The 22,349-nt window shown below is 62.0% G+C and carries 22 protein-coding genes, 1 tRNA gene and 1 pseudogene; 8 read left to right on the top strand and 16 right to left on the bottom strand.

The features are described from left to right. Positions 1-89: 89 nt before the first annotated feature. Positions 90-1,109 (bottom strand): sugar ABC transporter substrate-binding protein, encoded by a 1,020-nt coding sequence (locus EFD56_RS05370; protein ID WP_004676423.1) that lies wholly within the window; start codon positions 1,107-1,109, stop codon positions 90-92. Positions 1,110-1,437: 328 nt separating this feature from the next. Here EFD56_RS05370 and EFD56_RS05365 point away from each other — a divergent pair, with 328 nt between their 5' ends. The 4 genes from EFD56_RS05365 to EFD56_RS05350 all read left to right on the top strand — a co-directional run bounded on the left by EFD56_RS05365 (position 1,438) and on the right by EFD56_RS05350 (position 5,624). After that, on the top strand, positions 1,438-2,685 hold the full coding sequence (locus tag EFD56_RS05365) for an ROK family transcriptional regulator (protein ID WP_126904880.1): 1,248 nt from the start codon (positions 1,438-1,440) through the stop codon (positions 2,683-2,685). Further along, the gene (locus EFD56_RS05360) at positions 2,669-3,142 is read left to right on the top strand and encodes an RbsD/FucU family protein (protein WP_037143085.1); all 474 of its coding nucleotides are present in this window, start codon (positions 2,669-2,671) and stop codon (positions 3,140-3,142) included. Before EFD56_RS05365 ends, EFD56_RS05360 begins: the two co-directional genes overlap by 17 nt. Positions 3,143-3,500: 358 nt before the next feature. Then, the gene (locus EFD56_RS05355) at positions 3,501-4,778 is read left to right on the top strand and encodes a DUF892 family protein (protein ID WP_126904879.1); all 1,278 of its coding nucleotides are present in this window, start codon (positions 3,501-3,503) and stop codon (positions 4,776-4,778) included. 264 nt (positions 4,779-5,042) lie between these two features. Further along, positions 5,043-5,624: a TetR/AcrR family transcriptional regulator gene (locus EFD56_RS05350; protein ID WP_126904912.1), complete on the top strand. Its 582-nt coding sequence runs from the start codon at positions 5,043-5,045 to the stop codon at positions 5,622-5,624. A gap of 28 nt (positions 5,625-5,652) precedes the next feature. Here the strand turns inward: EFD56_RS05350 and EFD56_RS05345 are convergent, their stop codons facing one another. Further along, entirely contained in the window at positions 5,653-6,657 is a 1,005-nt protein-coding gene (locus EFD56_RS05345; protein WP_126904878.1) for an NADP-dependent oxidoreductase, read from the bottom strand. A 422-nt stretch (positions 6,658-7,079) separates the two neighbouring features. Here EFD56_RS05345 and EFD56_RS33680 point away from each other — a divergent pair. Further along, positions 7,080-7,760 (top strand): annotated as a pseudogene (locus EFD56_RS33680) (diguanylate cyclase domain-containing protein); the annotation flags it as partial. Between the two features lie 21 nt (positions 7,761-7,781). Continuing rightward, the gene (locus EFD56_RS33675) at positions 7,782-8,627 is read left to right on the top strand and encodes a putative bifunctional diguanylate cyclase/phosphodiesterase (RefSeq protein ID WP_245440574.1); all 846 of its coding nucleotides are present in this window, start codon (positions 7,782-7,784) and stop codon (positions 8,625-8,627) included. Between the two features lie 140 nt (positions 8,628-8,767). Here the strand turns inward: EFD56_RS33675 and EFD56_RS05335 are convergent, their stop codons facing one another. Both EFD56_RS05335 and EFD56_RS05330 read right to left on the bottom strand, forming a co-directional pair. After that, complete coding sequence (locus tag EFD56_RS05335) at positions 8,768-9,250, bottom strand: RidA family protein (RefSeq protein ID WP_126904876.1); 483 nt, start codon at positions 9,248-9,250, stop codon at positions 8,768-8,770. A 65-nt stretch (positions 9,251-9,315) separates the two neighbouring features. Further along, entirely contained in the window at positions 9,316-9,750 is a 435-nt protein-coding gene (locus tag EFD56_RS05330; RefSeq protein WP_126904875.1) for a cupin domain-containing protein, read from the bottom strand. A 118-nt stretch (positions 9,751-9,868) separates the two neighbouring features. On the opposite strand from EFD56_RS05330, the gene EFD56_RS05325 reads away from it, so the two are divergent. Next, positions 9,869-11,401, top strand: coding sequence for a winged helix-turn-helix domain-containing tetratricopeptide repeat protein (locus EFD56_RS05325; protein WP_126904874.1), 1,533 nt, complete (start codon positions 9,869-9,871; stop codon positions 11,399-11,401). A gap of 361 nt (positions 11,402-11,762) precedes the next feature. Here the strand turns inward: EFD56_RS05325 and EFD56_RS05320 are convergent, their stop codons facing one another. The 10 genes from EFD56_RS05320 to EFD56_RS05275 form a co-directional block, all read right to left on the bottom strand. Further along, positions 11,763-12,155, bottom strand: coding sequence for an ADP-ribosylation/crystallin J1 (locus EFD56_RS05320; RefSeq protein WP_126904873.1), 393 nt, complete (start codon positions 12,153-12,155; stop codon positions 11,763-11,765). A gap of 59 nt (positions 12,156-12,214) precedes the next feature. Then, entirely contained in the window at positions 12,215-13,252 is a 1,038-nt protein-coding gene (locus EFD56_RS05315) for a proline racemase family protein (protein WP_016734918.1), read from the bottom strand. 35 nt (positions 13,253-13,287) lie between these two features. Then, positions 13,288-14,538 carry an NAD(P)/FAD-dependent oxidoreductase gene (locus EFD56_RS05310; RefSeq protein ID WP_126904872.1) on the bottom strand — a complete coding sequence of 417 codons (1,251 nt, stop codon included), beginning with the start codon at positions 14,536-14,538 and terminating at the stop codon, positions 13,288-13,290. An 87-nt stretch (positions 14,539-14,625) separates the two neighbouring features. Further along, positions 14,626-15,903, bottom strand: coding sequence for an alpha/beta hydrolase (locus tag EFD56_RS05305; protein WP_064800493.1), 1,278 nt, complete (start codon positions 15,901-15,903; stop codon positions 14,626-14,628). Between the two features lie 595 nt (positions 15,904-16,498). Beyond that, on the bottom strand, positions 16,499-17,380 hold the full coding sequence (locus EFD56_RS05300) for an aldo/keto reductase (RefSeq protein WP_004672366.1): 882 nt from the start codon (positions 17,378-17,380) through the stop codon (positions 16,499-16,501). Positions 17,381-17,628: 248 nt separating this feature from the next. Continuing rightward, on the bottom strand, positions 17,629-18,297 hold the full coding sequence (locus tag EFD56_RS05295) for a class I SAM-dependent methyltransferase (protein WP_064817344.1): 669 nt from the start codon (positions 18,295-18,297) through the stop codon (positions 17,629-17,631). Positions 18,298-18,517: 220 nt separating this feature from the next. Beyond that, positions 18,518-18,817 carry a hypothetical protein gene (locus EFD56_RS05290; RefSeq protein WP_126904871.1) on the bottom strand — a complete coding sequence of 100 codons (300 nt, stop codon included), beginning with the start codon at positions 18,815-18,817 and terminating at the stop codon, positions 18,518-18,520. 156 nt (positions 18,818-18,973) lie between these two features. Next, the gene (locus EFD56_RS05285; protein WP_126904870.1) at positions 18,974-19,357 is read right to left on the bottom strand and encodes a cell surface protein; all 384 of its coding nucleotides are present in this window, start codon (positions 19,355-19,357) and stop codon (positions 18,974-18,976) included. A 191-nt stretch (positions 19,358-19,548) separates the two neighbouring features. After that, positions 19,549-19,869: a hypothetical protein gene (locus EFD56_RS05280; RefSeq protein WP_010006566.1), complete on the bottom strand. Its 321-nt coding sequence runs from the start codon at positions 19,867-19,869 to the stop codon at positions 19,549-19,551. A gap of 222 nt (positions 19,870-20,091) precedes the next feature. Then, positions 20,092-20,679 (bottom strand): hypothetical protein, encoded by a 588-nt coding sequence (locus EFD56_RS05275; RefSeq protein ID WP_126904869.1) that lies wholly within the window; start codon positions 20,677-20,679, stop codon positions 20,092-20,094. Positions 20,680-20,943: 264 nt separating this feature from the next. Between EFD56_RS05275 and EFD56_RS05270 the strand changes: the two genes are divergently transcribed. Next, positions 20,944-21,369, top strand: a complete 426-nt coding sequence (locus EFD56_RS05270; RefSeq protein ID WP_126904868.1) for a hypothetical protein — start codon at positions 20,944-20,946, stop codon at positions 21,367-21,369. Positions 21,370-21,427: 58 nt separating this feature from the next. Here the strand turns inward: EFD56_RS05270 and EFD56_RS05265 are convergent, their stop codons facing one another. Next, positions 21,428-22,084: a DNA methyltransferase gene (locus EFD56_RS05265; RefSeq protein WP_126904867.1), complete on the bottom strand. Its 657-nt coding sequence runs from the start codon at positions 22,082-22,084 to the stop codon at positions 21,428-21,430. Positions 22,085-22,233: 149 nt separating this feature from the next. Beyond that, positions 22,234-22,310 (bottom strand) — tRNA-Arg (locus tag EFD56_RS05260). Between the last annotated feature and the right edge of the window lie 39 nt (positions 22,311-22,349).

Here is a 22,349-nt window from a genome sequence, read left to right as displayed (position 1 = left end):
GTTGCTTAGCCGGTGGGGTGACGGCACATCGTCCGTCCAAAACGGCCGGGGATCAAGCCCCGGCCGCTTTCTCTTTCAATAGATCGGGCTCAGCCCCAGCACTTGTCCGTGCCTTCCTTGGTGTCGATCGACTTGACGCCGGAAACCGGCTTGTCGGTGACGAGCGAGACGCCGGTGTCGAAGAAGGACTTGCCTTCGGTCGGCTTCGGCTTTTCACCGCTATCGGCGAACTTCTTGATCGCCTCGATACCGAGCGATGCCATCAGCAGCGGATATTGCTGCGAGGTGGCGCCGATGACGCCTTCCTTGACCGACTTGACGCCGGGGCAGCCGCCGTCAACCGAGACGATCAGCACGTTCTTTTCCATGCCGACGGCCTTCAGCGCCTGATAGGCGCCGACAGCGGCCGGCTCGTTGATCGTGTGGATGACGTTGATGCCAGGATCCTTCTGCAGGAGGTTTTCCATGGCCTTGCGGCCGCCTTCCTCGTTGCCGTTGGTCACGTCATGGCCGACGATGCGCTTGTCGTCTTCGTCGCCGATCTTGTCAGGGTTCTTCGGGTCGATGCCGAAGCCCATCATGAAGCCCTGGTCGCGCAGGACGTCGACCGTCGGCTGCGACGGCGTCAGGTCGAGGAAGCCGACCTTGGCGTCCTTGGCCTTGTCGCCGAGCGTTTCCTTGGCCCACTGGCCGATCAGCTTGCCGGCGAGCAGGTTGTCGGTGGCGAAGGTGGCGTCGGCGGCATCGGCGGGCTCGAGCGGCGTGTCGAGCGCGATGACCAGTACGCCGGCATCACGCGCTTTCTTGACCGAAGAGACGATGCCCTTGGTGTCCGAGGCGGTCAGCAGAATGCCCTTGGCGCCGTCGGCGATGCAGCTTTCGATTGCCGCAACCTGGCTTTCGCTGTCACCGTCGACCTTGCCGGCGTAGGACTTCAGCGAAACGCCGAGTTCCTTGGCCTTGGCCGTCGCGCCTTCCTTCATCTTGACGAAGAAGGGGTTGGTGTCGGTCTTGGTGATCAGGCAGGCGGAAACGTCAGCCGCCATGACAGGTGCGGAAAAAGCGACGCCGAGCGCGAGCGCGCCGAAAGCGAGAACTGATTTCTTCATGAACTCCTCCCAGAGTTTGCCGGCGCCGCCTCTCGCGGGCCGGAATTTTCGAGATGTGACACTTCGCTTCGGTTGCTCATCGCTTCCGAAGCCGCCCGTGCCCTTGACGCTGGCAATTAAGAGCGAAAGAAATCGGCTTGTCAATAAATAAATCCAATTGAATTATTAATTCGATGTGGCATGCTCAACCGAATTAGGATGGTCGGCGTCTCGCCTGTTCAACCGCAGAGACGGCCGCCGTACCGCTTTAAGCTGCTGCGCAATCCACCCTTGGATCGATTCCGAACCGAGGGACCATGCAAGAGGCCAACGCTCGGGAGGAGCGGCCATGTCGTCTTTGGATGGGCCGGAACACACACCGGTCCCGCCGCCAATTCTCAATCCGGCCGGGGGTGCGAACCAGGTCAGGGTGCGCGCCTATAACGAACGGCTCGTGCTGTCGCTGGTGCGCCTCTACGGCGCCCTGTCGAAGGCCGATATCGCGCGCCGCAGCGGCCTGTCGGCGCAGACCGTCTCGGTCATCATGCGGGTCCTGGAAAAGGAAGGGCTGCTGTCGCGCGGGGCGCCGGTGCGCGGCCGGGTCGGCCAGCCGTCGATCCCGATGCATCTCAACCCCGACGCGGTCTATTCCTTCGGCCTGAAGATGGGCCGGCGCAGCGCCGATCTGGTGCTGATGGATTTCGTCGGCCGCATCCGCATGCAACTGCACCAGACTTACGCCTATCCGCTGCCCGACGACATTCTCGCCTTCGTCACATCGGGCATCGAGGAGATCGAAAGCCGGCTCGACGACAGGCAGCGCAGCCGCATTGCCGGCCTCGGCATCGCCGCCCCCTTCGAGCTCTGGAACTGGGCCGAGGAAGTCGGCGCACCGCCCGGCGCCATGGAAGTCTGGCGGGATGTCGACCTGCAGGCCGATATCGCCGCGCGTGTCTCCCATCCCGTCTTCCTCCAGAACGATGCGACCAGCGCCTGTGGCGCCGAGCTCGTCTTTGGCGTCGGCCCCTCCTATCCCGACTTCGTCTATTTCTTCATCGGCTCCTTCATCGGCGGCGGCATCGTGTTGAATTCGGCGATCTTTTCCGGCCGTACCGGGACGGCGGGCGCCATCGGGCCGCTGCCCGTGCGTGACCGCAACGGCGAAACCAAGCAGCTGCTCGAAATCGCCTCGATCTTCGTCTTGGAAAACATGCTGCGCGAACGCGGCATCGATCCCGAGCCGCTCTGGTATTCCGCCGACGACTGGGTGGATTTCGGCGAGCCGATGGAGATCTGGATCCAGGACACCGCCAAGGCGCTGGCGCAGGCGATCGTCGCCGCCGCCTCGATCGTCGATTTCAGCGCTGCCGTCATCGACGGCGGCTTTCCCCATTGGGTGCGCAGCCGCATCGTGCAGGCGACGATCGACGAAGCCGCCAAGCTCGACCTGCAGGGCGTCGTCATGCCCGAAATCATCGAAGGCGCGGTCGGCGCGCAGGCGCGTGCCATCGGCGGCGCCAGCCTGCCGATCTTTGCGCGGTATCTCACAGACCAGAACGTACTCTTCAAGGAGATAGACCATGCTGAAGGGACTTGATCCGCTTCTCAGCCCGGAATTGCTTTTCACGCTGCGCGCCATGGGCCACGGCGACGAAATCGCCATTGTCGACGGCAATTATCCCGGCGTCGAACATGCCCGCCGGCTGATCCGGCTCGACGGCCATCGCCTCATTCCGGTGCTCAACGCCGTGCTCAGTGTGCTGCCGATCGACGATTTCGTGCCCGAGGCGATCTTCCGCTCGACCGTCAAGGCTGAGCGCGACAAGCTCGATCCGGTGCATGAGGAGATGATCGACTGCTGCGCGGTGCACGAGCCGCACCGGCAGGTGGTGCCGCTCGTCGGCCAGGATTTTTACGGCCGGGTAAAGGCCGCTCATGCGGTGATCCAGACCAGCGAGCCGAGACTCTACGCCAACATGATCCTGCGCAAGGGTGTGATCTATCCGAAAGAGCCGGGCACCCAGGCGGCCGACGTCGATCCTTTCGTTTACTAGCCAAGGGTCTGGTCCCGCCGTTCAAGCCACGATTTCGCTGCGCGTCTGCCTAGACGCGCGGCGCTCACAATCCGTGCTGAGCCACGCCGAAGATGCTCAGCTGCCGATCCGGCCAGCCGCGGCTGTCCGCATTCCCACGCCCTATTTGCTGCGCGAGTATCGATGATCCCGTCGAGGAAGCCAGCATTTGATGGGGCTCCTTATCATGGGGTACGTCCGCACAGGCATGCCTGCCTCCGAAGCGGCACCGACCGGTGTGGGCTGATGAGGACGCAACCCGATGCGCCGGCAGCAGCCACCGATGGGGAACATTCCTGCGATAGGTCGGTTAGTCGCCATCCATCCAGGAGGAACCCCAATGTATCACCACGTAAAAAAGCTCATGTATACCGTTCGGGTTGACGAACCTGATCCAAAATTCGGCAATATGCTGCTTGAGCAGTTCGGCGGCGCAAACGGTGAACTCGCGGCGGCCATGCAATACTCCATTCAAGGCTTGAATTGCGAGGATCCCGGTCGGAAGGACCTCCTGATGGACATCGGGACCGAAGAACTCAGCCACCTCGAGATCGTCGGTACTCTTGCGAGAATGCACCTCAAGCCGCTGAAGTCAGTCAGAGAGGAGGCGGAAGCCGACCCGCTGATCGCCATTGCAGGCGGCGGTAGCGTGAACCTTTTCAATTCAATGGGAAACCCCTGGACTGCCGATTATCTGAAAATAACAGGCGAGCTGGATGTGGATCTGCGAAGCAATATAGCCGCGGAGGCACGCGCCAAGATCGTCTACGAACGCCTGATCGACTTCTGCCGCGATCCGGGAACCAAGGATGCCCTACAGTTCCTGATGACGAGAGAGATCACCCATATGCGTGCTTTCGCGCTGGCCCTCGAAAGCATGGGCAAGCCGCCGCTGAGCGTCGGCAGGATTGCGCCGACAGCAGGACTGGTCGATCAGTTCTTCAACGATTCCACGGGTCAAGGGGATTTGGGTGAGGTTGACAGCCGCGGTCCATGGAATGAAGGAGAACCCTGGGAATTCGTGGAGGCGCCGGCCTTCCAGGATCTCCCGGGCGCTGAAAACGGCGGAAGGGCAATCCGCGCTCAAAGCGCTCCCCCTGAAGGAGCAGAAGCGATTCAGGAAGTCCTTGTGGACGAGCTCCGTGACCTGCTGCATGCGGAGAAGCAGCTGTTGAAGGCGCTTCCAAAGATGCAGAAAGCCGCGCGCACGCAGCAGCTCCAGACCTTGCTGCGCAACCATCTTGCGGAGACGGAGGCGCAGGTCGAGCGTTTGAACGAATGTCTGCGCATCCTTGGCACCTCGGCTCGCGCCAAGCCATGCAAGGGCATGGCCGGCCTGGTGGAGGAAGGCGAGGAAGTGATGGCGGAAGGCAAGAAAAAGGAAGACGCTCCCGCTGATCTGTCTTTGATCGGAGCGGCATTGCGGGTCGAACACTATGAGATTGCCGCCTACACCACCGCTCGCAATATGGCACTTCAACTAGGGCAGCCGGCGGTCGCTCAATTGCTAACGCTGTCGCTGGGTGAAGAGCAGAATGCCGGCCAGTTGCTGGATCAGGTTGCCCAACCTCTGATGTCGGCGGCGAGAATGCCAAGTAGCGTCCTTGTGACAGTTTAGCCGTTGCGGAGCGAGGAACGTGGCTGCCACCTACGACGCGGCAACGGTCTGAGGCCAATGCCGAGAGGCGCTTTTTCTCGCATTCAAAGTTGCTGAAGATGGCACCGCCCGTAATAAGCACGCGGTGCCATCTGCATGAAGTGCGTCACCGTCACAACGGGATGCCGTTTTTGACCGACCATATTAATGATGCGCATCATCAATAAGTAAGCTATAATGACCGTCGCCATCAAAGCTGGAAATGGCTGTGGAAAGGACTGTGACGTGCGGATCACCAAGGAACAGAAGCAGGAAAACTACGACCGGATTATCGCCACCGCGTCAGAGCTGTTTCGCGAGCGTGGATTCGATGGCGTGGGCGTCGCGGAATTGATGGAGCGCGCGGGGCTCACCCATGGCGGCTTCTACAATCACTTCCGCTCCAAGGAGGAACTGATCGCCGAATCGACCGAGAACGGGTTGAACGAGACCTTGCAGCGCTATGCCGGTTACGACGTCCTCGACGTCATGGAGCTTTATCTCGCACGCGATCACCGGGATGGGCGCGGCCAGGGGTGCACGGCCGCAGCACTGAGTTGCGATGCCGCCCGACAGCCTGAGACAACCAAGGCCGTTTTCGCTGCAGGAATAGACAAGCTGGTGCGCGCCGTGGAGGGTGGCATTGCGCAACGTGATCCTTCCGGCGCCGAGGGGCGCGCGCAAGCCATCGCCATTCTCGCTCAGGCCGTTGGCGCCATCGTGCTTTCGAGGGCCTGCCCGGACGATTCCCCGCTGGCTGACGAACTGCTCGACGCCTGCCGCGCGGATTGCCGCGACGCCATTGAGAACCGGATGTGGCAACGATAGGGCCACGTATCCGCCGGCGCGACGTTCGTCAATTCGCGACAGCGATGACCACCTTGCCCTTGGCACGCCCGGTCTCGACATAGGCGAGCGCATCTCCAGTCTTTTCAAACGGGAACACCTTGTCGACGACCGGCCGGATCACGCCTTGTTCGATCAGGCGGGCAATCTCACCCAGTTGCCGCCCCTCGGCACGCATGAACAGGAATGAATAAGCGACGCCGAGACGCTTAGCCTTTCTGCGAACTCCTCGGCTCAACAGCCACAGTACCAGCTTCAGGAACAGATTGAGGCCGAGCGCCCTGGCGAATGCCGGATCGGGCGGACCGGAAATGGAAATGAGCCGGCCACCCGGCTTCAGCACGCCCAGCGACTTTTCGAGCGTCTTCGGATCCTGGCTGTTCAGCACCAGATCGTAGCCCGACAAGATCTTTTCGAAATCCTGCGTCTTGTAGTCGATGACCACGTCCGCCCCGAGACTTCTCGCCAGCTCGGCATTTTCAGCACTCGTCGTCGTCGCAACCGCCGCGCCGAGGTGTTTGGCGAGCTGAATGGCGAACGTCCCGACACCGCCGGAACCGGCCTGAATGAAGACTTTCTGGCCGGGCTTTATCTTGCCCACCTCAACCAGCGCCTGCCAGGCGGTCAACCCGACAAGCGGGACGGACGCCGCTTCGCTCATGCTGAGGTTGCTTGGCTTCAGCGCCGCATCGGCTTCATCGATGGCAATGAATTCGGCGAATGTCCCGACGCGATGATCGCGTGGTCGTGCATAGACCTCGTCACCCACCTTGAACCGCCTCACCCTGGTTCCGACTTTGACAACCGTCCCGGCAAGGTCATGCCCAAGGACGAAGGGCGGACGATAGGGAAGAATAAGCTTGAACTCCCCGTCCCTGACCTTGGAGTCCAGCTGGTTCACGGCGGTGGCATGTATCCGCACGAGCACGTCATTGTCCTGCAGTTTCGGTTCCGGCAGGCTGGCGAGGCGCAGAGCGCCCTTCTTCTTGTACTTGTCAACGACGAATGCCTTCACGGGGCCTTCTCCCTTGCGGCGTCAGGTATCGAGGAAACGATAAAGCCATCGGCACAAATGGGGGTGGACCTCATGTGGCAGAAGATGACCCACGTTCCGCCAATCTTTAATGACGCTTATCATCATAGATGATTAATGATGTCCGTAAGTTGTCAAGCAGATATTTCTGATCCAGCGCCTCATGCGAATTGCGGCAACCTGTCCGTTGCGCGCAGCAAAACGCATGCACCTTCGGCCAGGCAACCCACCATTAACCTTCGAGGTTCAAAGATATGTTTGGAGGTGCCGGTGCGCTTGGTCGATGGCGGCGAGCCGGCCTCTCAACTCCGCCCGAATGAATTGTGGCGGTTTCGACCACCGCCGGGGACGATGCGGTTCTGCGAGCCGGCCATGAGGGCTCTTCACCCAACAGGAGCCGTTCTATGCCCCGCATCCGACCGACCAGACCCCAGATGGAGATATTGGGTTGGCTCGCGATCTTCCTGCTTCTCTTCTGCCTCTCCTGGCGCTTCCAATGGCATGAGGAGCTGGATGAGTTTATCGAGCGGCATCACCGCTATCCGCTGGACCATGCGCTGCTTGCCCTGAATATCTCCGGGTTTTTGGGACTCATCTATTCCGCACTCAGGATCCGGGATCTTTCGAGAGAAGTCGCTCGCAGGCTGCAGGCCGAGAAGAATGTTGACTGGATTGCCTGCCACGACACGCTGACCGAGCTGCCGAACCGCAGATTTCTGGAATCCGTATGCGCGCAGGCGATGAACGAACGAACGGCAGAAGAAACCTATGCCGTGTTCAGCATCGATCTCGACGGCTTCAAGAAGGTCAACGATCTCCTGGGGCACGATCACGGTGACGCTGTGCTCAAGACCGTCGCCCAGCGGCTCTCGTCGCTCTTCCCTCGCGATCACGTTTTTCGCCTCGGGGGAGATGAGTTTGTGATTCTGGCGCGGCGGGTCGGAAATGCCGATCTTGTCGCCTTGGGAAAGCGCATCGTCAGTGCGATCGGAAAGCCGTTCACCTTCAACGGTGCTGCCGTCGATCTCGGCGCCAGTGTCGGCTTTGCACTTTATCACGAGAACGGCGATGAGCTCGGTCAAGTCATCCGGCATTCAGATTGCGCGATGTATGTCGCAAAAAAGCAGGGCCGCAATCTGGTGAAGTCCTTCGTGCCTTCGATGCAGGACGAGCTGGCGAAGCGGATCAGGATAGAAGGTGATCTGCGGGCGGCCATCCGGAAAGCCGAGATCGTTCCCTATTACCAACCGCTCGTGGACCTCAAGGCGAACAAGATCATCGGCTTTGAGGCACTGGCGCGCTGGAAAACGGCCTCCGGCGAATTCATTCCGCCGAGCGAATTCATTCCGGTAGCGGAGGAAGCCGGGCTGATCGTCGAATTGACGGACCAGCTGCTTCGCAGGGCCTGCACCGATGCGCTCTCCTGGCCAAGCGAGCTTGTCCTGTCCTTCAATCTTTCTCCGATCCAACTGAGCGACCGGTTGCTCGGCTTACGAATTCTGAAGATCTTGGGCGATGTCGGCCTGCCCGCGCACAGGGTCGAGCTCGAGGTGACGGAGAGCGCCATCATCCAGGACGCGGTTACCGCACGGATTGTTCTCGACGATCTGGTGAATGCCGGGGTCAGGATTGCTCTCGACGATTTCGGAACGGGCTTTTCCAGCCTCTCCCAGCTGTCCAGCTACCGGTTCGACAAGATCAAGATCGACAGGAGTTTCGTCGCCTCGTTCGAGACCAATGACAAGCAGGACAAGGTGATCAAGGCCATCATCGCGCTCGGCGCCGAACTGGGCGTGGCGATTACCGCCGAAGGCATCGAAGAAGAGAGCCAACTCCAGCGGCTTCAGGACCTCGGCTGCGACATCGGCCAGGGATACCTGCTGGGCAGGCCTGCGCCCATCGAGGAGATCGCCGCAGAACAAGCCGGCGGCAGGATTCTGCAGCGGCGTTGATGGGATGATGCGATCTTGGATCGGGCCGAAAGAGGCTCGATCAAGTGCGGTGCAGATCGTGCAACAGCCCCTCGCGCCCGGCAAAGCCACTTTTTCTTCACCTTGATCCTGAGGGCTCCGACCTAACCCGCACCCGGAGATTAACCGTCGATTTCGACTTCCGCTTCGCAATTCACCGGCGCATTCAACGGTATGGCCATGCCGATGGACGAGCGGGCGTGCGCGCCGACGTCGGGACCATAGAGCGCCAGGATCAGATCGGAATAGCCGTTTGTGACCAGCGGCGTCTCATTGAACCCTGGCGCAACATTCACCATGGCGAAGACGCGCAGCCAGGCCGTGACCGGGTCGAGATCTCCGAGAGCCCGCTTGAGGCTTGCGAGATGGGCCAGGGCAACGAGCCGCGCCGATGCGTAACCCTGCTCCGGCGACACTTCGGCTCCGACCTTGCCCAGCGGTTTTGCCAATGTCCCGTCCGGATTGCAGGCGACGTGACCTGAAATATAAGCGCGGGAGCCGCGCACCCGAACCCAGGCAAAGGGCAATTTCAGGCCGTCGCGAACCTTCAAGGGTTCGGGTAGTTCCAGACCCATTTCCGCCAGACGTTGTTCGATGATGGCCATAATGCACCTCCCATGCGATTAGATCGCGCAAAGCGGACAGCGGTTTTGCGATAGCGACACGCGCCTTACGGCACGATCTCGTCAAGCTCCGGCATCAGAACGACGCTCTCGTTCGCCTCCGGATCGTTGCGGGCGCCGAGGAATTCGGCGTCTTCCGGGCTGCGATTGACGGCCACGTGCGGAACGCCGGCCGGAATGAACAGGTAGTCACCGGGGCGGACCAATTCGCAGCGTTCGAGCTTCGACCCTGACCAGATTTCGATCTCCTGGCCGCCGGTCATGAGAAGGGCGGTTTCGTGTCCCTCGTGGCGATGGGCGCTGGTACGCCTGCCTGCGGGCAGCGAAATCGTCCCGAGCCACAGCATCGTCGATCCGACGCTCTGTGCCGAGACGCCCGACCGGTAGACGGATCCCTGCTGGGCGACATGGCTGCCGCTGCCGCTCACGACTTTAGCGGTTCCTGCATAAGGATTTTTCGGTTGCGTTGCCTGGTTCGTCATCGCGCTCACCATTTCGACCGTTGCATGGGAGCAGACTCTGCGTGCTCGGCCGCCGCAAGTCCTGAAGAGCGGCCGAAAAATTCCGAAAAACGGCGAAATTGGCGTATCATAGCCGGCCATGAACACCCCGCACCTCGCATTCGGCCACTTCGAGTTCATCGCCGAGAATGGATGCCTGCTTCGTGACGATCGGCCTGTCGCCGTTGGCGCCCGCGGCGCGTCGCTGCTTGCCGTTCTGCTGGCGGCACAAGGGGGCGTCGTCGCCAAATCGGCGCTGATGGACGCCGTTTGGCCGGGATTGGCCGTCGAGGAAAGTAATCTTTCCGTTCAGATTGCTGCCCTTCGCAAGCTGCTCGGCCCCGCACCGGACGGCGGCGAATGGATCATCACCGTCCCACGGGTCGGCTACAGGTTTTCCGGCCGGGTGGAGAGCGCAAGCGAGGGGACCGACAGCGGGTGGCATGCGCAAGCCGGATCGAAGCTGGGGATCGCGGTCCTGCCGTTCGACAATCTGGGCGGCGATGCCGAGAAGCAATATCTGGCCGACGGTATCGCCGACGACCTGATCACAGCGCTCACCCGGTTCAGATGGCTGCGCGTCGCCTCACGCGGGGCGAGTTTCAAAGACAGGGCCGGCTCCAGGGATCCGCGCGCCGTCGGGCTCGAACTCGGTGTCAATTTCCTGGTGGATGGAGCTATCCGGTATACCGGCGACCGGATCCGGATAGCGGTGCACCTCGCCGACGCGGCCAAGGGCGCGACCGTCTGGTCCGAACATTACGATCTTCAGCTGGCCGAGATATTCGCGGTGCAAGACGCGATCGCCGAGCGGATCGCCGCTGCGGTCGAACCGGAGCTGCTGTTGCGCCACGGGCTTGCCGTCGCTCCCCACACCGGCAACATCACGGCCTGGGACCTTGTCCGGCAAGGCACGTTCAATTTCCACAAGGTCTCACGGCCGACCCACCTTCTGGCAAGACGATTTTTCCGCGAGGCCGCTGAGCTCGACCCCATGCTTCCAGAGGCGCAGATCTGGCGGGCGCGGGTCAATGCCGGCCTCATCGCCTACGGCTGGACGGACGATCCCGCCACGGATGGGCAGGAAGGCTTAACCGCCGCCCTGCGGGCGATCTATCTCGACGCGCGAAACCCCTATTCGCATTATGCGCTGGCGATCGTGTCGGCCTATACGGGCAGAGCCGACCAGGCGATCCTCGCCGCGGAACGGTCGATCGAGCTCGGTTCGAGCTTCGCGCTGGGGCATCTCGTCCTTGGCATGGCCCGGCTCTATACCGGTGATGCGGCCGGCGCACGCAAGCCTTTGTCGCGCGGCCTCGAACTCAACCCGCATGATCCGCAGAACGGGGTCTGGTTCAGTCTGCTGATGCTCGCGCTGTTCTTTTCGGACGATGTCGAGGGCGCCCTCGACATCGGGCATACGGCATTAAAGGCGCGGCCTGACTGGCCGGCGCTCATGCGCATTCAGGCCTGCTGCCACATGGCCGTGGGGAATATCCAGCAGGCTCGCCGCCTCGCCGCCGCTGCCAACAGCCTTCCGGAACCTGCGGGCGAAGCGCTTGGACCGTTCAGAGAGGGCAATAAGGAATGGGCGACGCGCCTCAGCGGGCTGTTGCGGGAGGCGGAACGTTAAAGGGACCCCTCTTGCGGGCGGTTTGCGGGTGGGGCGACGTCGCGCACGTCGGACCAACTTATCCGGACTTCGTCTATTTCTTCATCGGCGCCACACTGCCGGCGATGAGTAAATGCTTGCCCCTCACCCTAACCCTCTCCCCGTTCTGACGTGGAGAGGGGACGTGCCCTATGCAAGGTCGGTGAGGAACGGAAGGGCTGAGGAGAATCCCCTTCGCCCCGCTTGCGGGGAGAAGGTGCCGGCAGGCGGATGAGGGGCCCGCCTCGCCAATCTCCTGCCCTCAACCGGGGGAAAGCGTCTAAATCTCCTCCACTACGGCCCTTAGTGATGAGACCAGGGCTAGCTGGCCTGCGCAAAGCTTTCAGGCTTCCGCCCGCTCGAACTGGGACCGGGGAATAGCTAAGGAAAAGTTCTGGGTAACCACAATCGCTCCGACGATCGCTGCGTTGAATTGATCCATCTCTTCCGCCGGTATCCAATATTCGAGATGTGCGCGACCGCCCGCCTCCTGAACTGCATGGCGGTCGAGATAATCCTTTCTCACCTGAAATTCCGTCACGAAGCCTGACCCGCTCCTCGGCACATTCCAGTCGCGTGCGATCTTGACTGCATAATCTTCGGACAGCACCGGATACAAGATCGGCTGATCCGGCAGGCGTGGCGGAAATCCGCGCATGTCGCGCTCGCGGATTAGCATCAATTCCTCAGGCCCGACCGGACGCCAAAGGGTCACCGTCTCGATATCATCGCTCATTCTGTTCCTTTGCAGCAGTCACTGGCGTCTTCAGGCAAGGCGCACGGCGCCCGGAGCACTCAAATCTCCCCGGCCGATGGCCCCCAGACATCCGTGAGCGCGAAGCCGCCGGGATGCGGGTCGAAGGGATCGAGCGCCACCTGGGTCAGGCCGAAGGTGAAGCCGCGGCCGGTGATGGTGGGGATGACCGCCGGGCGGCCGGCAACCTCGGTCACCGCCTGCAGGCCGACCTCGAACTGCGAGCCGATAATCGATTTCGAGGTGAAGATGTCGCCGATTTTCGCCCTGCCGCGTGCATGGAGCGCGGCGAGATTGGCGGAATTGCCGGTACCGCAGGGCGAGCGGTCGGCCCGGCCCGGCCACATGGTGGTGCAGGTGCGCACCGTGCCGTCGGCTTCGGTATCGCGGAACATCACATAGGCGACGCCCGAAATTGCCGGGATTTCGGGATGGACGACCTTGATGTCGCGGTTGATCAGCTCTTTCAGGATCATGCCGGCCTGGACGAGGCCGGCGGCATTGGCCTTCTCGATCGTGAGACCGATCTGGCCGACATCGACGAGGGCATAGAAGATACCGCCGTAGCAGAGATCGGCTTTGATCTTGCCCCAATGCGGCGTGTCGATCGTGACATCGAGCGCATGCACGAAGGACGGCACCATGGTGAGCCGGACCTTTTCGCAGCGGCCGTCGCGGCAGGTCGCGGTCGCCTTGACGAGGCCGGCTGCGGTTTCGAGCGTGACGATCGTTTCCGGCTCCTGCATCTCGACAATGCCGGCTTCGAGCAGCGCCGTCGTCACGCAGATCGAATTCGAGCCGGAGCTCGCATGCGCCTGGTCGGGCTGAAGGATGATGAAGGCAGCGTCCGCCTCCGGATGCCTTGCCGGCAGCAGCAGATTGACCGAGCCGATCGGTGCGCCGCGCGGCTCCAGGCAGAGGAAGCGTCGAAGCTCGTCGCCCTTCGGATCGGTGTTCAGCCAATGCAGCTGGGCGGCGATGGTATCGCCCGGGATCTTCGGTACGCCGCCGATCGCGACGCGGCCGATCTCGCCCTCGGCATGGACATCCAGCAGCTGGATCGTGCGTTTCCATCTCATGTCGAAACCTCCGGTTCTGAAGCAACGATTCTCATTCAGTATCGGTCGATGCGGAACGGGCGCATGTCGATCGGCGGCTCAGTGCCGCTCACCATATCGCCGATCAGCCGCGCTGTCGTCGGGGCATAGGTCAGGCCGAGATGGCCGTGGCCGGTCGCATAGTAGACGCCCGGCATTTTCGACGACGGCGAAATGATCGGGACCGTATCGGGCAGCGCCGGGCGGTGGCCCATCCAGTCCGTCGCCTCCTCGAGCTTCAGCCCGGGCAGCGCCCGCTGGGCGTGGCGCACCAGCACCCGCGGGCGGCGGAAGTCCGGCGCGGCATCGAGACCGGCGAGTTCGACATTGCCACCGACACGAATGCCGCCCGCCGTCGGCGTCACCATGAAGGCGCGCGCCGGCCAGATCATCGAATAGCGCATGGAGATGCCCGGCTTCATGATCTGGGTGTGATAGCCGCGCTCGGTTTCGAGCGGGATCGGCTCGCCGAGCTTTTCGGCCAGAAAACGGGTGTGGACACCGGCGGCGAGCACCACGGAATCGGCCTCGAGGCGGCCGCCATCTTCCAAGAGGACGACGACGGCGCCATCGCCCTTGCGCGCGATGTTCCTGACAGCGCCGGAGACAAAGGCCGCGCCTGCGGCCTTGGCCGCCTTGGCCAGCTTGACCACCAGCCGATAGGGATCGCGGATCGACTTGTTGTCGGGCAGCAGCACCGCCTTGGCGATGGCAGGCGAAAGGGCCGGCTCATAATATTGGATGGCGCCGTTGCTCAAGACTTCGAATTCGAGGCCATAGCGCTGCATCATGGCGAGGTGGCCGCGGTCGGCGGCAAATTCCGCTTCCGTCTCGTAGATCGCCAGACACCCCTCCTCCGTCATCAGTTCGGAGGCGCCGATCGCCTGGAGCATCTGCCTGAAATCGCCGAGCGCGCGCTCAGACAGGCTCATGCCGGCATCTTCGATTTCTCGCAGGCGCGACGGGCGGCCGGCGGCGAGGAAGCGCAGGAACCAGGGCAGCATTTTTGCTGCATAGGAGGGCCGCAGCCAGACCGGACCTTCGGGATCGAGCAGCCAGCCGGGCATTTTCTTCCAGGTCGAAGGACCGGACCCGGCGGCAAAATCGAGCGCGATGCTCGCCATATTGCCGAAGGAGGTGCCGCGTCCCGGCTCGCCCTTGTCGACCAGCGTCACCTGATGGCCACGCCGCTGCAAATCGAAAGCAATGGAGGCGCCGATCACCCCCGCGCCGACGACAACAACCCTCTTCTTCGTTTCTTCAGCCATGATGCCATCAACCCAACCGCACGGCAGACAAGAGCGCCGCTTCGCCAACCTGATATATCAGATCGGCGTTGATTGCCTACGGAATTTTCACTGGGTTTCAGGCAGGCCGGCGCCAACACTGTCGCCGACCGAACCGACGGTATTATCCACCGACTGGCCGAGACGCTTCAGCTGGGCGTCGTAATTGCGCCTTGTGCGCGGATCGAAGATGGCGATCGGCGTGCTGACGGCGACGCCGACGGCACTTCCGGCGGTCTGGGCAGCGCCCATCGCCACGGCGCCGACGGCCTCGCCGAGGCCGACATTGGAATCGGTGATCGTCTGGCCGGCGATCAGCCGGTCGCCGATCAGCTTCACCACTTCGGGGCTTTCGGCGAATTTGCCGTGGTTCAGCCGGTCGCCGCCCTTGAGCTTGGTGAGATCGAGCACGGTGATGCCGGCCGCTTCGAGCTTGCTGCGATAAGGCTCGGCCGAGGGGTCGATCTGGCCGAGGCGGTCGATATTGCCGGAGATGCGCCGCGACAGCGCCAAGGCGCGATCGTCCTGCGAGACGAAGATGGTGAAATGCGGCTTGTCCTTGCCGAGGCTTGCGAACTGGCGGCCGAAGACGTCGACATCGAGATCCGGCGAGGCGAGGATGACATTGTTGATCTTGCCGGCCACCTGGCCGTTGCGGATCGCCATCTGCCTGAGCGCTTCGACGGTGAGCCAGGTGCCCATCGAATGCGCCATGATGGTGATGTCGCTGACGGCGGGATTGGCGGCGGTGCGGGTCAGCAGCTCCTCCAGCGCGTCGCGGGAATAGTTGGTGCTTTCCTTGTCGTAATTGTAATCGAAGATGCTGGCGCGCGACGGCCAGGTGAAGACGACAGGGGCGACGTCGGCATGCGAATCATGGACGATCTGGGCGAAGCGGTAGACGGCATCCTCGTACCGATTGTTGAAACCGTGCACGAAGACCAGCACGCGGCGGCTTTTTGGCATATGGCCCTTCAGCCAGCGCTCGCCCGCCCGCTCGCCTTCGAGCGGATCGACGGAGACGGTGACGAAATCGCGCAACGGGTCGGCCGGCAAGCGCTTTGGCCATTGCACCTGGCCGACCTTGCGATTGGCATCCGGCGGAATGGAGACATCGACGGCATTGACGGTGAGCCCGGTGCCGCGTTCGCCGGAGAAAAGCACGGCGGGATTGTCGTCGGCAGCCCGCGTCGTCGCCACCAAGAGATCGACCTTCGAGGTGCCGGGCGGCACCGTGCCGGCCGCCTGCATGACGCCGACCGGCCTGCCGCCGCAGCCGGCGAGCACAAGCGTTGCAACCAGAAGACCTGTCAGGGCCGCATGCGGGGCGCGCCATTTGCCGATCATGACCAAACTCCAACCGGTGCGCGCATCGGACAGAGGGGCGCCCGTTCAAATAGTCCGACGACGCTCGCCGAGTCAAACCGCGTGAGGTGAAGAACCTGCTGGGAAAAAGAAAAGAGCCTGGCGCGGGAGGAGGTGCGCCAGGCTCTTGATCCTGACTGACAACTGGGAGGAGGAGTGTTGTCAGTCCGATGTAAGAGCGCTGGGAGGAGGAGTGCGCTGCTTACGGAGATATAGATAGCCCATCCATTTGATCGGGAATAGCGAAAATACCGCAATGCAGCAATGCATCCAGCGCAATGCTTGCCCTCAAAACACCAGACCGCCGCCTCATTTTGCGGCATCTTTGACCGGATGGTCAAATTCTGCTGAAAAATGAGGCCGCGCGGGTCGCCCCTCATCCGGCTGCCGCCACCGACCGGCGTCGAGCCACTGGTCTCGACCCTTCGGACCCCCGCTTGCGGGGAGAAGGGACACGGCGCGATCTTTCCGTCCCCCGCCAACGTCCCGCATGGCACGTCCCCTCGCCCCGTTTTACGGGGAGAGGGTTAGGGTGAAGGGCAAGCCAAGCGCACTCTCACTGGCTGCCGTCGCCCCCTTAAGCCGCCTTGAACAGCTTCCGGCCTTCGGCATCCAGCGCCGAGAACTCATCATCCGACAGCGCGATGTCGACGGCCGCGACGTTTTCTTCCAGGTGCTTGACCTTGGAGGTGCCGGGGATCGGCAGCATGACAGGGCTGCGCTTCAGCACCCAGGCGAGCGCGATCTGGCTCGGCGCGGCATTGTGCTTTTTGGCGATCGTGTCGAGCAGCGAGCCTGATTTGGCGAGGTCGCCGGCGGCCAGCGGATACCAGGGGATGAAGCCGATATTGTGCTTGGCGCAATAATCGAGCACGTCCTCGCTGGTGCGATCGACGAGATTATAGCGGTTCTGGACGGTGGCGACCTTGAAGTGCTTCGAGGCCGCCTCGATCTCGGCGACGGAGACTTCGCTCAAGCCGGCATGGCGGATGAGGCCGGCATCGAGCAGCGACTTGATCGCATCGAACTGCTCCCTGGCCGGCACTTTCGCATCGATGCGGTGCAGCTGCCAGAGATCGATCTGCTCGACCCCGAGATTGCGCAGGCTCTTATGCGCCTGCTGGATCAGATATTCCGGACGGCCGACCGGCAGCCAGATGTCGGGGCCGTGGCGGGTCAAGCCGCCCTTGGTGGCGACCACGGACTTGCCGCCATAAGGATGCAGCGCCTCCTTGATCAGCCATTCGGAAACGTCGGGGCCGTAGGAATCGGCCGTATCGATGAAATTGACGCCGAGCTCCGGCAGGCGCTTCAGTGTGCGGATGGATTCGGCGTGATCTTCAGGCTCGCCCCAGATGCCCTTGCCGGTGACGCGCATGGCGCCGAAACCGAGACGATTGACCTCGATCTCGCCGCCGATCCTGAAAGTGCCTGACTTGGCTGCGTTGTGACTGGCCATGATCTTTCCTCTCTTGGTCAATGGAATGGTTGAACGTCAGCTGGAAGGCCGAAAGCCGCCTGGATCCAGTCGCCGCAAACGCGCATGTCTGCCCGCCCTGGCGAGGCCGATGGTAACGAGCTGGCCGCAGCAGCAGCAGGCAAGCGGCCGCTGGGACGCTTGAGATATAGGACGGCGCCATGGAGATAACAGGGATGGCGCCGGAGCGGCGATAGGAATGCCGGCGGCGCTTGCGTTTCGCCTGCTGTTCAGCCGCCTGTTTCGCCGGAAAAGGCGGCGACGTCGATGTCGGGGTCGCTGTCCCGATATCGCAGGCGCTCGCGCGAGAGTTCGAGCGGCTTGCGGCGGGAAATGCGGTAGACGGAGGCAGGCGGCAGGTTACGGACCGTGCCGCCGATGCGCACGGCCTTCAGGCCGAGGCGGTCGAGGATCGGCCGCGGCACCGGGCAGCGCGGGCCATAGGTGAACTGATAGACCGCCCCGCCCGGCCGCATATAGGTGAAGACGCCGGCAAGGATCGAGGCGATTTTGCGCGGCGACATGGACAGAAGCGGCAGGCCGCTGATGACGGCGCCGACCGGTTCGTCCTCGAAAATATCGGCCTGGGCAAGGTGGGCGGCATCCATCTGCAATACACGCGCCGCCGGGAACCGCGCCTGCAGCGCGTCAATAAATTCAGGCCCATATTCGATCAGGGTGAGATCGGCCTCGCTGACGCCGCGGGCGAGCAGCGCCCGGGTGAACACGCCGGTGCCCGGGCCGAGCTCGATGATCGGCCCATCCAGCGCGGCAATTTCGCTGGTCATGATTCTGGCCAGGGAATCACCCGACGGCGCGATCGCCGCCACCCGAAGCGGGTTGCTGATCCAGGAGCGGAAAAAATGCAGGAAATCGGAGCATGCAGCCTTTGCGGTCATGACTGTTCCACCTGTCTGAAATTCAATTGAGTATCAATGCGACCATCGCGGCCAGCATGGCAATTCCAAGGCAGGGACGTCAATCGCCTGTGTATGTCGGCGTTTGCGACGATTTTTCCATCGGCGTCCGGCCTGTTTCCGCATCCGTGGCTATCTCCGGCCAGCGTCCTCATAGAAAAGGGGCGGCCCGGAAGCCGCCCCTTTTCCCGATCGCAGGGCCTCAATAGTTGCAGCCGGAGCTGCTTGTCGGGTTGAAGCCGAGCTTGCAATCCATGTTCAGCGGCTTCTTCGGGTTCATCATGTAAGGTGAAGCCATGGTATCGGGGCGGCGCTCGCCGATCGAACCGGTGGTGCGCCTGTCGTGCTGCACCTGGGATTCTTGCTGGGCAACCGGCTGCTTGACCGCGCCCTGCTGCGCCGCACTCGACTGGAGGGGAGCCGCTTCGGCCGAGAACGAGGAAAGGCCGAGCATCGCGCCGATGACCGCAGCCGCCAGGCCGCTCTTGAACGTCGTGATCATGATCGTCTCCTTGGGAGGATTTCGGGGAATTTACGCCGACGAGTTAGGAAGCGGATCTGTCACATACTACGGCACTGCAACAGGGGTCACGACTCTGTGAGCGGGCGCCCTGATCGAGAGAGAGGCGGCTCGTCGCCGCCTCTTTCCTTTGCCGGCTCAATAGCCGTTATCGCAGGGCATGCTGCCGGAACCGATCGACCCCGAAAACGTAGGGTTGCACATTGTCGGAGCCGCCGGCCTGTTCACGGGCTGGCGGATGATCGAGCCGGTCGTGCCGGGTTCGACGCCGAAAGCGGCCAGCGGATACCAATAGCCATCGGAATGGCGGCGGGTGCCGGGACGTTCCGTGGCAAAGCCCCGATAGCCGTGCCAGGTGCCGGCATGTGCCTTATATTGCACCGTTTTCGCGTCTGAAAGGCTTGGCGAGACGATGGGCGGCCGAAGTGTCGGCACGGGCGCGGCCGCAGCCGGAGCGATCGCCGCGAGGGCGACAAGGGTGCCGAGGGCGGCGGTCAAAGGGGCAAGACTGAGTATCTTCATGATAAACCCTCCTTCGTGGATTTACCCTGCGAAAATGCCGTTGTGAAGGGTGGGGTTCCGCGATCACGCGCGGCTTCCGAAACTCGTGATTGCAGGCGATCCGGCGTGACCTTATCGCGAAAAAATGTGAAAAGCCGCAATCAGGCGAAGGGCGCCGAGGGGGCCGGCCAGGAATCATGAATTCTCTGTTCTCAATTCGCGTATAATGTGCGGTAGCCCTGGCCGGAGAGGCAGGCGACATATTGGCGATGGGCGGCGGCGCGAGCAATCGTTTCCGCTTCCAGCGCATCGGCCTGCGCATATCCGGTCAGCTGGGCGCGCAGCTCGTACTGGCGCTTCGCCTCGTCATACATGGCATTGCCGTCGGTCATGCACAGGCTGTGTGCAACGGCCGGCGGATTGACCGGCACGCCGACGGCCAACAGCACCGGCTCGTTGGCATGGTCGATGCAGCCGGCAAGAGCCGCCATCAAGGCCACGGCGCCGACAGCCCGAAAAATTCCCATCGCCATGCATTCCTCCGGCCGAAAGCGCGTCAAACATCGTCACGCTCGCGGATACACCCGCAAGGTTGCGCGAAACTAGGCATGCCCGCAGCAGGCACCTGCGCTGCTGGCTTCTGATCCGATCTTGCGGGTTCATGAGGCACTCCCCACCAGAATCTATATAGCACTGCGGAATCCCGAAATTGGTTGCGGCACTGAAATCATTGACTCTTTCCTCGCCCCGAGCGCTCACGAGGCGCGGCGAATTTCGGGATCTCGAAGCGGGGGAATTTCGGGATCCCGAAGTGGCGTTTTTTTCTTCCTGCCGACCCGCCCGCGTTTGTCGGCGGCAAGCTTGCGGTCAATCTCCGACCACTTTCGGCACCTCTCCGCCGTGCAGCGCCGCCAATCGTTCGTGGGCGGTGCGCCTTCATGGTCACCGACAAAGGTCAGCGTGAAGAGGTTCGGATGCGCGACACCGCTGCCCGCCCGGCCGCGGCGAACCTTGGTGAGGCCCTTGTAGGCCAGTTCGTCGAGGGCATCGGCGACATATTCGCCGGTGACGCCGTAAGAGACGAACTGCGGATGGGTGACGACCAGCCGGCCATTTGCCAGGGCGGCTTGGGCGGTGTGCTCGATGATGATGCGGAAGAAGGCGCGGCTGGCATTCGCGCTCAGCGACGTGAACGCCGGCGATTCCGGCAGCTCGATCGTCAACCATTGCCAGCGAAGGCTGCCGTCATCGCCTCCGCTCGGCGGCGCAGTATGTTTGCGCACGAGCGACCGCGTTTTGCCGGCACTGGTGCGGCTGTTGTCACGAGGGTTGAATTCCGCCATCAGACCCTCACCTCGGCTGCCAACCCGTCCTTGCGAGAGAGGACAGAAGAACTCGTTTTCTCACGCCTGCGGAGGGAACGACCGGTCCAGGTGGCGACATTGCTACTCGTTACAATATTCTTCGACATTCGACATTCCATGGTTGCAGCGGGGCGCAATCTAGCGTAAGAACGTTTCATGAACTAGGAAAATAATCTTAGCTCGTTTGATGTCACCTGATCCGGTCAGACGGTGACAGGCAATTGCACACGGTTGGAGGCCAGGATGCGAAAGTTCGGCATGAAGGAGAAGGGCGCGATGGTCCATGGCCAGCGGCTGCTGGCACTGGTTTCGATCTTGCTGGGAAGCGCCGTCCAGGCTTTTGCCTGCGATCAGCCGGTCGTGATTTCCAACTGGTCGCTCTGTGCGACCGGCAATGTCAGCGCTGAGGGCGGCGCCGCTGATTGGAAAGTCGTTCCTGCATGGACTCGCCAGAAAGCCATAAGCGCGTATTTCGGAAACGAGCCGCGGCTCTTGGCAAACCACGGCCTTTGCAATGAAAAATTCCAGCGCGTGGTAACCTGCCTGCCTGGATGGGAAATGGGCGACCCGGATGAGTGCTCTTATCTGATCTGCAGCGGCTATTACTCAGCCGCGTACGGGAAGAAAGAAAAGGAGGACTTTGAGAGAGACTTCCCGGCCGAGCAATAGTTTTCCGCTTCGCTGCCGTGGGGCCATCACTGGAGCGGCCGTCGCGGCAAACTCAATTTCACGCGCCTGTACTCCTGAACACGAGGCACTGTGTGAATGGGTTGCCGCTTTCCACTGCGTCAGACCAATTCACCATAATTTCCCCCTCAAGCGTCATAACCTCTGACAAAGCTCTTCCCAGATCCCAGACAAGGGGAGAGAATTGTTCGTTGGTCAGATTGTCGGCCTGAACGACGAGATAGGCGTTCGTCTTCATGCGCTTGCAGATCCGGCCGTATATTTCCTGCATTCGTTTCAGATAGACATCATAGCCGTCGTAATCGGGATCGCCGTTATAAAGCGGGTTCCATTTATGCCAATGAGGCATGTATGGCGGCGATGTGATGCAAAAATCCATTTCGGGAAGATCGAAGGCTGCCAGCTCTGCGCTATCACCGCAGATGAGATGATGCTTTGCCGTGATGCGTTCCCTGACCCATTCATATCGCTGCCGATCGGCTTCTGTCCCATAAGGGAGCCTGCCCCTCTGCTCGCAGACGAAGAACGTCGTTCCCAAGCCGACAAAGGGATCGAAGACGGCGTCTCCTGGTTTTGTAAACCGATCGAGCAATGCCGACACCAAAGCGCCGGGAAACCTGATTTCATCGCCGTCCTGAAAGTCCGGCAAGGGAAATTGATGTCGGTTGGACACCGTCAATAGTTCTGAGATCGTCACGACAACTCCCTCCATCCACATCTGTCACCGGGACACTGCTCCTCCGCCGGGACCGGAAGAACTCCATCGTCCAGCCGCGACCAGGCGCAGAGCACGTCAGATGACGTTACCGTTCGTAGCCATGCAGAATTTCAGATGATGAAAAGGAATGGCGCACCCGAAGAGATTCGAACTCCTGACCCCCAGATTCGTAGTCTGGTGCTCTATCCAGCTGAGCTACGGGTGCGTGGCAGAAGCGGCGGTACCGCTTGCGTGGGCGATCCTC

It is taken from the genome of Rhizobium phaseoli (assembly GCF_003985125.1).
Lineage (GTDB): Bacteria > Pseudomonadota > Alphaproteobacteria > Rhizobiales > Rhizobiaceae > Rhizobium > Rhizobium phaseoli.
The sequence above is the reverse complement of the archived record's forward strand: the minus strand, read 5'-3'. Positions and strand labels throughout refer to the sequence as shown.

Bases quoted from the DNA above. Each gene is read 5' to 3' on its own strand.
- EFD56_RS05270 (WP_126904868.1), top strand. From the start codon at position 20,944: ATGCGAAAGTTCGGCATGAAGGAGAAGGGCGCGATGGTCCATGGCCAG.
- EFD56_RS05300 (WP_004672366.1), bottom strand. From the start codon at position 17,380: ATGGCCAGTCACAACGCAGCCAAGTCAGGCACTTTCAGGATCGGCGGC.
- EFD56_RS05325 (WP_126904874.1), top strand. From the start codon at position 9,869: ATGAACACCCCGCACCTCGCATTCGGCCACTTCGAGTTCATCGCCGAG.
- EFD56_RS05365 (WP_126904880.1), top strand. From the start codon at position 1,438: ATGTCGTCTTTGGATGGGCCGGAACACACACCGGTCCCGCCGCCAATT.
- EFD56_RS05320 (WP_126904873.1), bottom strand. From the start codon at position 12,155: ATGAGCGATGATATCGAGACGGTGACCCTTTGGCGTCCGGTCGGGCCT.
- EFD56_RS05280 (WP_010006566.1), bottom strand. From the start codon at position 19,869: ATGGCGATGGGAATTTTTCGGGCTGTCGGCGCCGTGGCCTTGATGGCG.
- EFD56_RS05305 (WP_064800493.1), bottom strand. From the start codon at position 15,903: ATGATCGGCAAATGGCGCGCCCCGCATGCGGCCCTGACAGGTCTTCTG.
- EFD56_RS05285 (WP_126904870.1), bottom strand. From the start codon at position 19,357: ATGAAGATACTCAGTCTTGCCCCTTTGACCGCCGCCCTCGGCACCCTT.
- EFD56_RS05315 (WP_016734918.1), bottom strand. From the start codon at position 13,252: ATGAGATGGAAACGCACGATCCAGCTGCTGGATGTCCATGCCGAGGGC.
- EFD56_RS05370 (WP_004676423.1), bottom strand. From the start codon at position 1,109: ATGAAGAAATCAGTTCTCGCTTTCGGCGCGCTCGCGCTCGGCGTCGCT.
- EFD56_RS05275 (WP_126904869.1), bottom strand. From the start codon at position 20,679: ATGGCGGAATTCAACCCTCGTGACAACAGCCGCACCAGTGCCGGCAAA.
- EFD56_RS05355 (WP_126904879.1), top strand. From the start codon at position 3,501: ATGTATCACCACGTAAAAAAGCTCATGTATACCGTTCGGGTTGACGAA.
- EFD56_RS05330 (WP_126904875.1), bottom strand. From the start codon at position 9,750: ATGACGAACCAGGCAACGCAACCGAAAAATCCTTATGCAGGAACCGCT.
- EFD56_RS05310 (WP_126904872.1), bottom strand. From the start codon at position 14,538: ATGGCTGAAGAAACGAAGAAGAGGGTTGTTGTCGTCGGCGCGGGGGTG.
- EFD56_RS05290 (WP_126904871.1), bottom strand. From the start codon at position 18,817: ATGATCACGACGTTCAAGAGCGGCCTGGCGGCTGCGGTCATCGGCGCG.
- EFD56_RS33675 (WP_245440574.1), top strand. From the start codon at position 7,782: ATGTATGTCGCAAAAAAGCAGGGCCGCAATCTGGTGAAGTCCTTCGTG.
- EFD56_RS05335 (WP_126904876.1), bottom strand. From the start codon at position 9,250: ATGGCCATCATCGAACAACGTCTGGCGGAAATGGGTCTGGAACTACCC.
- EFD56_RS05360 (WP_037143085.1), top strand. From the start codon at position 2,669: ATGCTGAAGGGACTTGATCCGCTTCTCAGCCCGGAATTGCTTTTCACG.
- EFD56_RS05295 (WP_064817344.1), bottom strand. From the start codon at position 18,297: ATGACCGCAAAGGCTGCATGCTCCGATTTCCTGCATTTTTTCCGCTCC.